The organism is Acrocarpospora sp. B8E8 (assembly GCF_039871605.1).
GTDB lineage: Bacteria > Actinomycetota > Actinomycetes > Streptosporangiales > Streptosporangiaceae > Acrocarpospora > Acrocarpospora macrocephala.
Map to the genome: position 1 here is coordinate 23,617 of NZ_JBDPLV010000104.1, position 8,344 is coordinate 31,960.

Below are 8,344 nucleotides of genomic sequence, written 5' to 3' on the forward strand. Positions count from 1 at the left end.
AGGCCAGATGGGATCAGCAGGCAGCTACGACACCATCGTCGTCGGAGCGGGCTCGTCCGGCTCGGCACTCGCGGCACGGCTCGCCGACGCGGGACAGCGGGTGCTGCTGCTCGAGGCCGGCCGGGACTACGCGGCCTCGCAGCTTCCGGAGGCATGGAGGTCGCCGAATCCGTTGAACGCGATCCTGAACTCCGACTACAACGCGTTCTTGTGGGACGGGCATCTGGCCACCAGGACCGAGGCCCAGGAGCCCTACCTGTACTGGCGAGGCAAGGGCCTCGGCGGAAGCTCAACGGTGAACGGGCAGATCGCGATCCGGCCGCCCATCGAGGACTTCGACGAGTGGGCGGCCTCCGGTTGCACCGGATGGTCGTCCGCGGAGGTCATGGCGGACTTCGTCGCCCTGGAGTCCGACGCCGGCTTCGGCGACGAGGACTACCACGGCACCGCCGGCCCGATCCCCGTCTACCGGGCCCCGGTCGACACGTGGGGCTCGGTCGACCAGGCGCTCCGCACGGCAGCGCTCGCCTCGGGTTTCGGGTGGGCCCCGGACGTCAACGCACCCGGCGCGACCGGCGTCTCTCCCTACCCCATCAACTCGATCGACCGTCGACGGGTCTCGTGCCACGACGCCTACCTGGAGCCACGTCGCGACAACCCGGGCCTCACCATCCGCGGCGACAGCCTGGTCGACGTGGTTCTCTTCGAACGTGCTCGGGCAGTCGGCGTCCGGCTGGCCAACGGATCGGCCTTCCACGCGAACCAGGTCGTGCTCAGCGCGGGCGCCACGGCCTCGCCCTCGATCCTCATGCGCTCGGGCATCGGCCCCGCCGATGACCTCCGACGGCTGGGCATTGAGGTCCGTGCCGATCTGCCGGTGGGCCGTGGGCTCCAGGACCATCCGATGGCCCTGATCGGCATCCCGCTCACCGAAGCGGCCTCGGCCGGCCCCGCCGACCGGCACACGAACTGCTGCGTGCGCTACAGCAGCGGCACCGTGCCCGGCGGGAACGACATGATGCTGGCCGCCCTCAACCAGAACGCGCTGGCCATGGCGGCGGCCGAAGTGCGCGCCGGCGCCGGCGCCGTCGGGGTGTTCGTCAACCGGACCTACTCGCGCGGAACGCTGAAGCTTCGAAGCGCCGACCCGAGCACGCAGCCCCGGGTGGCGCTGAACATGTTGTCGGACGAGCGCGACATCGACCGCCTGGAAGCGGGCATCAGGCTCCTCGGCGACCTGGTGGCCCACTCCAGCTTCGCGGAGATCGCCGACGGCGATCTCTGGCGGGTCAATTCGTCGCTGCGCGATGCCCTGGACACACCAGGGCGACTGCGCGACTACCTGCGCGCCAGCGTGGTCGACACGCAGCACGCGACAAGCACGTGCCGGATGGGAGATCCGAACGCGCCGGAGACGGTCGTCGACCCCCGGTGCGAGGTTCTCGGTTTCGAGGGTCTCCGAGTCGTCGATGCCTCCGTCTTCCCCTTCGTCCCACGCGCCAACACCCATCTCGCCTGCGTGATGTTCGGCGAGCACATGGCCCGCAGGCTCCACTGAAGCCGGCTTCGATCCAGAAGGAACGAGCAGATGAAGCGCCTGAGCAACATCATCGACGGCACCGCGGTCGAAGCCGCGGACCCGGAACTCCGCAGCGTCGTCAACCCGGCCACCGAACAGGTCGTCGCACTGATTCCGGCCGGATCGGCCGCCGACGCCGCGGCGGCGGTGGAGTCGGCGCAGGCCGCGCACGCGGGCTGGGCGAGGCTCGACCTCGAGGACCGCCTCGGCCGGCTGAGCCGCACCGCCGACCTCCTCGAACGGCATGTGCGCGAGCTGGCGGAACTCGAGAACCGGGAGATGGGCAAGCCTGTCCCGCTCGCCGAGCAGTTCATCGCGGGCGGAATCGCCTCGTTCCGGCTCGGCATCGAGCGGGCGCGGTCCTATCCGTTCGTCGCCGACGTCACAGCTCCGGGCGAGTCCGGACGGACGGTGGTCATCCGTGAGCCGCTGGGCGTGCTGGCACTCATCGTGCCCTGGAACTTCACGGTGACCTCGATCCTGGGAGCCCTCGGCCCCCTGCTCGCCGCCGGCAACACAGTGGTGATCAAGCCCTCGGAGAAGGCGCCGCTGTCCGCGGCCCGGCTCGTCGAGCTGTGCGACCTTCCGGCAGGCGTGATGAACCTTCTCCTGGGCGACGCGCGCGCCGGCAAGCCCTTGGCCGAGCACGAGGCGGTCAAGCTGGTGCACTTCACCGGGTCTGTCGAGGCGGGTCGCAGCGTCGCCGTCGCCGCGGCCAAGCGCCTTCAGCGAACGATCCTGGAACTGGGAGGGAACGACCCCGTCCTCGTCGACGCCGACGTCGACGTGGCCGCCACCGCCAAGGCGGTCGCGACGTCGACGTTCCTCAACAGCGGACAGATCTGCACGTCGTCGGAGCGGATCTACGTGCACCGCGCGGTCGCGGACGAGTTCATCGCCGCCCTCGTGGCCGAAGCCGAAGGCTGGACGATGAGCGACGACCCCTACTCCCCGGGCCTGGGACCACTGGTCGACGACACCCAGAGGAGGATCGTGCACGACCACGTCCACGAAGCCGTCGACCGCGGGGCGACGCTGCTCTGCGGTGGCGGGCAACCAGACCGGCCCGGATACTTCTACCCCGCGACGGTGCTGACCGAGGTCACCTCGGACATGCGCATCATGAAAGAGGAGACCTTCGGGCCGGTCGCCCCCGTCACCGTGGTCGACTCCTTCGCTGAAGCCATCGACCTGGCCAACACCACAAGCTTCGGACTCGCGGCGACGGTCTATTCCTCGACCCCCGAGAACCTGCGGCGCTGCAGGGAGATCAACGCCGCTCTCGTGTGGATCAACGAGTGGCATCACGGTGGCGTCAACATGGTCTACGAGCCGTGGGGGGTCAGCGGAATGGGTGCGACCGGGGCAGCGGCGTCGTTCGACGCCGCCACCCGCCCGGTGTCGATGCTCTACTCGCCGTCCACGAACCACGGGTAGTACGGGGCCGTGCTCCCGGCGGGGGTCGCGCCGGTCGTGGCGGCCTGAGCAAGGGCCCACTCCGGAGAGCCGAATATGAGTAGGGGCTACTCATGTCCGGCGGTGGGCCGCGGGACAGGATGCGATCACGGGGCTGGGAGTGCCCGCCCGCGATCCGTTCCTTGATCTCTCCCGGGGGAAGAACATGCTCACACGTTCCGGCAGGCTCGCGGCGATGACCGCGTCGGGATGCCTGGCGATGTCGGTGCTCGGGGTTACGGGGGCCGGCGCCGAGACCGCGTTCGCCCCTGACACCTGCGCCAGCGGAGTCGGCGCCGGACATCGAGGTCGTCGCCGAGGCGGACAACGGCAGGGCGGCGGTCGAGAAGGCGCTCGCGCACCGCGTCGACGTGGCCTTGCTGGACATCACCATGCCGGTGCTGGACGGCCTGAGCGCGCTGGACGAACTGCGCAGGCACGCACCGGACATGCGGGTGGTGATGCTGACCGCCTTCGGCCAGGACGCGAACGTGCGCCAGGCGCTGCGGAACGGCGTCGCCGGGTTCGTGCTGAAGAACTGCACTCCCGATGAGCTCATCCGGGCGGTCCGCGCCGCCGACGCCGGGGAGGCCTATCTCTCCCCGGCGGTGACCCGGCTCGTGCTCGGCATGGTGCCTCCGGCGAGCCGCCGGCTGGACGACGCGCGGCAGCGCCTGGCGGGGCTGACCTCCCGCGAAGGCGAGGTTCTCGATCTGGTGGCCGAGGGCCTGTCCAACGCCGAGATCGGCCGGCGGCTGCACATGAGCGAGACCAGCATCAAGACCTACGTCAGCCGGATCCTCGCCAAACTCGGCTGCGCCAACCGCGTCCAGGCCGCACTGCTCGTCCGGGACTCCCAATGACTCGCCCCTGGCACCGGTACGGCGAGAACCACCACCAGCGTGAACGGCACCGGACAACGGTGAGCAAGCCGGCGACATGCTCAGGCGTCGCGGCGGTGCAGCACCTGGTGGCCGCCGAGCAGGGCGGCGATGGCCCAGAGCGCGAGGATGCCCACCCCGGTCCACGGTCCGTAGTCGCGAGCCCGGCGTGGGTCGTCTTGTGGGCCGACGATGTGCATGATCAGCATGCCCGCCTGGTCCGGGAGGTACTGGGTGAATGCCTTCACTCCCGGGACGTTGCCGAGTCCCTGCGAGCCGAGGAAGAGCAGGGGCAGCAGGATCCCGAGCGAGCGGGTGGGGCTGCGGAGCATCGTCGCCACCATAAGCTGGACTTCGAGGATGTCGCCGGGCTCCGGTGGTTTCTCGACCGTGGTGTGGATGTCAACGTATGTCGTAGCCTTCACCACGCGATCGCCCGGGGTCGCGGAATCGCCATTCTCACGCTGCTTCTGGACGCGGGAGCCGACGTGGATCTCCCGTGGGATCGGTGGGATGTCGGCCGCCTTCCGCTGGCGCTGGCCGCCCGGTGCGGGCATCTGGCCGCGTACGAGCTCCTGGCCTCGCGGGGGGCGACCGCCGACTTGGACGCGGTCGACCGCGCGGTCCTGGCGGTCGCCCGGGGTGAGTCCACCGAACTGCCCGAAGCTCCACCGCCCGCTCTCGGCATCCCCGATGACGGACATTACGGCTGGATCCTCGGGCAGTTCGCCGTGCTCGGCCAGGCGGGGATCGTCCGGAATCTCCTGGACAGCGGCCTCGCCGTCGACACCCGGGGCTGGAGCAACTTCACTCCCCTCGACCAGGCCGCCATGCACGGCCGCACTTCGGTCGTCCAGCTTCTGATCGCTCGCGGCGCGAACCTGACCGACTGCGCCTTCGACGACGAAGGCCCGACCCCGCTCGACTGCGCCCTCTGGGGCCTGAGCAACAACCGCGCCCAGGACGGCGACTACCGCGGCACCGTGGAAGCCCTCGTCTCCGCGGGCGCCCCGACCCGACATCCACCCAACACCATCGAACACGCCCTCGAACTCCCCCACACCCCAACTCCCGGCCCGATTGATGCCCAGGCGTCCGGTCCAGAGTTAGCCGGTTGGGGTGTCGTCGATCCACGACTGGGCCAGTTGATACTCAGCGTCTGGCCCGGTATGAGCCGATCGGGGTGCCATCGACCCACACCCCGGGTGAGGGTCAACGTCTGGTCCAGCGTGGGCCGGTGGGGGTGTCGTCGATGTGGATGCCGATGGTGAGGAGGGTGGTGCGGAGGGTGTCGGCCAGGTCGTAGCGGCCGTCTTGGCGGAGGGTGGCGCGGAGGTTCACCAGGGCTTCGGTGAGTGTGGTCAGGTGGTGGGCGGATTCGGCGTGCTTGCCGAGTTGGGTGATCAGGTGGCGGAGCGTGTCGCGGGATTGGGCGACGCCGCCGGAGTCCTCCTCGGTGTCGGCGGACCAGGCGACCAGGTCGGACTCGAGGGCGAGGATGGCCTGGGTCGCCGTGGCGGTGTCGTTGTCCTCCAGCGCGGCGGCGAAGCGGGACTCGTGGGCCTGGGTCAGCTCGGCCAGCGTGACCCGGGGTGGGCTCTCGGGGGGCGGGGGTGGTGGTGGAGGCAGCGTGGTGTGGCCGCTGGTCAGGTGGCGGAGTTCGGGCATCGTCAGGGTCGTCCCGGCGGGGAGTTGGAGTCGGGTGCCGGGGCGGCGGATGGTGACGGAGCCACGACCGGCGATGCGCACCTGGTCGGTGCTGAGGTCGATGATGGCGGCGGTGTGCTCGTCGATGCCGAGGACGGCGGTGCCGTCGGGGAGGTCGGCTTCCATCCTGGCCAGGCGGCGCTCCCCGAGGTAGCAGAAGCGGGTGTCGTGGGTGCCGCCTTCGGCGTTGTCGTAGTGCGGGATGACGACGACCTGGAGATCCAGCGCGCTGAGCAGGTCCAGCCCTTCGCGCCAGTGCGGGTCCGCGCCGACCTTGTAGATCTCGTAGACGGGTACGGTCACCACGCCTGCCGTACACGCGGCGGCGGAGGCCAGCACCGTCACGCCGTGCCGTGTCCGCACCCGGGACCGCAGGTCGGCGGCGGTTCCTGAGGCGGTCCAGCGATCCAGCGCGTACGTCGGACTGCCGGGCCCGGAGAACACCCAGTCGGCGGTGGCGACGTCTCCCCCGACCTGGACCTCCAGCCCCACGCTCCGCGCGAAGTATCCACAGGCCCGGGCGGATATGTCCGCCGCGTTCTCCTGGAACGCGTAGGGGGTGTCGAGCAGGACCGCCCGGGGCCGGCCGCCGAGCCGCCGCACGGCGGAGCGGTGCACTTCGACCATGGTGGGGCTCGTCTCGCCCGACCCCATCAACATTAGGACGCGACATGTTTGTTGCTGCATACTATTCGCAATAACCACCACCTGCACGGGGGCGTACGTGAACGATCAGGTCAGCGTCGAGGTGCTGCCACTTCGTGTCGATGCCGCCGGAACGTGGCGTTACCGCCGCCTGCTCACCCCGCTTGGCGGTGAATCACCTGACCAGGCGGCACGACGGGGCGCCGGTGTCCGCGCCGGCGACGCCTCCACGGTGGTCCACTCCACCAGCTGGCGCTACCGGCCGCAAGGCCAGATCGTCCTGACTTACGCCATTTGCCCCGATCCCGACCCGCATCTCCCCGCCACCGAACTGGAGACCGTCCGCCTGGCCAGGGGCGCCACCCCCGCGACCCCCACCCCCGAACATGTGCACCTGGAGAACGTGGTCGCACACGCCCTCCGCCATCTGGCCTACCTACTGGAACACGACCCGGTCGTGAGCGCGGCCCTATCCAGCGACATCGCCGTGGCCCGCGCCCTCGAATCCCTCACCCGCGAACCGGCCGAAGCGTTCATCGGCGCTCATTGAAGGGCATCTCCGCACCAAACACCCCGGCACCACAGGAGTTCGTCGCCGTTCCTTGAAGGGACGTCGCGAGCCTCCATTGCCCCGCCCGCGCAGGAGTTCATCGGGTTCATTGCAGCGCGTCGCGGGCGTCCATCAGGGCGAAGCCGAGGAGGTTGAGGCCCTTCCAGGTGGTGGGGGACGCGGCGGCGGGGTCGTTGGCGGCCAGGCCGATGCCCCAGATGCGGTCGAGCGGGCTGGCCTCGACCAGGACACGTTCATGGGTGGCCAGGAGGAACGCCTTGAGGTCGAGGTTCTGGCCGAACTTGGCGATGCTCGCGCGGACCACGATCGGATAGCGCTGGGCGGTCCACACCTCGTCGTCGAAGGCGCGCACCTTGCGCCCGAGAGCCTTCGCCTCGCCCGGCGTTCCGGCGGCGAGGATCTCGGCGGCCGTGGCTTCGTCACCGAAGAGCCACGCCTTATGGGACATCATGTAGTGCTCCGCGGTACGGAAGACGTGGCCGTCCTCAGTGAACTCGGCAGGCCACCACTGGCTCAGGCAGCCCGCGCCGACGCTGCCGTCGCGCATCGGGCGATGCCCCCAGAACCACAGATAACGCAAGCGCGTTCCGGCCCGCTCAGCGTCGATCGCTTCCTCAACAGAACGGGGCAGTCTCGCGGAATCGGACATGCCCATACCTTGACACACCAACACCTCTCCGACGCCTCAACCCCGGCAGGCTCCCCGATCCGGCAACCGGGGAGGACACAAGGCGGCCATCGAACTGGCCGCAGAGCACCTGACAGCATGAGCAGATCGTCGGCTTACTCGCCGCGCGAAAGGACTCGACAGTCGTTACATGGAAGGTGATGGCACGGAGTGGAACGGGATGTCCCGCCTCCTCTATGACGGCTCTCCCGCAGAACGTGATCCGAAGGACGTGACACCGATGGCCCGGTTCCGATGGAATCGCACGTCGCTCGAGGCTGGTGACACGACGGGGGCGCCGGTGGAAAACGCGCCCACGTCCACGGATCACCCGACGTCCGACCACGATCCGGTCCCGCCGGATGTAATGCGCGACCGCCTGGCCGCCCTGTACGCCCTCGTCATGACCGACGACTCACTCGACGACCCAGATCAGGACCCGGAAAACTGGGAGATCACCCTCCCCGGCAGGCTCCCCGATCCGGCAACCGGGGAGGACACAAGGCGGCCATCGAACTGGCCTTAGCGCACCTGACAGCATGAGCAGATCGTCGGCTTGCTCGCCGTTATCCGGCGCCGTTCACGCAGGTGGCGGTCCTCACCGCACCGGCCAAGAGCGGCTGCGGCACTACGTTGGGTGTTCTTTGGGCGTCTTTGGGCGAGCGTAGACATCGAGACGATCGCAGCCTCGACCGAACGGCTCTGCTGGCGAGCAGGGCAGGGGAAACGCGCCGCTACATCCGGTCCGGTGGTGGTGCGGAGTCCGGAGAGGCAGGGCAGGGGAAACGCGCCGCTACATCCGGTCCGGTGGTGGTGCGGAGTCCGGAGAGGCAGGGCAG

The 8,344-nt window shown here is 69.5% G+C and carries 9 protein-coding genes; 6 read left to right on the forward strand and 3 right to left on the reverse strand.

Annotated elements, in window-relative coordinates; translation table 11 throughout:
• Window positions 1-7: 7 nt before the first annotated feature.
• The 3 genes from ABGB08_RS49885 (at window position 8) to ABGB08_RS49895 (ending at window position 3,897) form a co-directional block, all read left to right on the forward strand.
• Complete coding sequence (locus tag ABGB08_RS49885) at window positions 8-1,558, forward strand: GMC oxidoreductase (RefSeq protein ID WP_347606054.1); 1,551 nt, start codon at window positions 8-10, stop codon at window positions 1,556-1,558.
• Window positions 1,559-1,588: 30 nt separating this feature from the next.
• A complete protein-coding gene (locus ABGB08_RS49890; protein ID WP_347606057.1) occupies window positions 1,589-3,016 on the forward strand; it encodes an aldehyde dehydrogenase family protein in 1,428 nt (475 codons plus the stop codon).
• A 320-nt stretch (window positions 3,017-3,336) separates the two neighbouring features.
• Window positions 3,337-3,897 carry a response regulator transcription factor gene (locus ABGB08_RS49895; RefSeq protein WP_347606079.1) on the forward strand — a complete coding sequence of 187 codons (561 nt, stop codon included), beginning with the start codon at window positions 3,337-3,339 and terminating at the stop codon, window positions 3,895-3,897.
• 80 nt (window positions 3,898-3,977) lie between these two features.
• Here the strand turns inward: ABGB08_RS49895 and ABGB08_RS49900 are convergent, their stop codons facing one another.
• A complete protein-coding gene (locus ABGB08_RS49900) occupies window positions 3,978-4,340 on the reverse strand; it encodes a hypothetical protein (protein WP_347606060.1) in 363 nt (120 codons plus the stop codon).
• Window positions 4,341-4,403: 63 nt separating this feature from the next.
• Between ABGB08_RS49900 and ABGB08_RS49905 the strand changes: the two genes are divergently transcribed.
• On the forward strand, window positions 4,404-5,186 hold the full coding sequence (locus tag ABGB08_RS49905) for an ankyrin repeat domain-containing protein (RefSeq protein WP_347606063.1): 783 nt from the start codon (window positions 4,404-4,406) through the stop codon (window positions 5,184-5,186).
• Here ABGB08_RS49905 and ABGB08_RS49910 read toward each other — a convergent pair.
• Window positions 5,128-6,249, reverse strand: coding sequence for a hypothetical protein (locus tag ABGB08_RS49910; protein ID WP_347606066.1), 1,122 nt, complete (start codon window positions 6,247-6,249; stop codon window positions 5,128-5,130). The genes ABGB08_RS49905 and ABGB08_RS49910 overlap by 59 nt on opposite strands.
• Before the next feature lie 97 nt (window positions 6,250-6,346).
• On the opposite strand from ABGB08_RS49910, the gene ABGB08_RS49915 reads away from it, so the two are divergent.
• Window positions 6,347-6,817, forward strand: coding sequence for a hypothetical protein (locus ABGB08_RS49915; RefSeq protein WP_347606067.1), 471 nt, complete (start codon window positions 6,347-6,349; stop codon window positions 6,815-6,817).
• Between the two features lie 106 nt (window positions 6,818-6,923).
• Here the strand turns inward: ABGB08_RS49915 and ABGB08_RS49920 are convergent, their stop codons facing one another.
• On the reverse strand, window positions 6,924-7,487 hold the full coding sequence (locus ABGB08_RS49920) for an NADAR family protein (RefSeq protein ID WP_347606070.1): 564 nt from the start codon (window positions 7,485-7,487) through the stop codon (window positions 6,924-6,926).
• A gap of 169 nt (window positions 7,488-7,656) precedes the next feature.
• Between ABGB08_RS49920 and ABGB08_RS49925 the strand changes: the two genes are divergently transcribed.
• Entirely contained in the window at window positions 7,657-8,031 is a 375-nt protein-coding gene (locus tag ABGB08_RS49925) for a hypothetical protein (RefSeq protein WP_347606073.1), read from the forward strand.
• The last annotated feature ends 313 nt before the right edge of the window (window positions 8,032-8,344 follow it).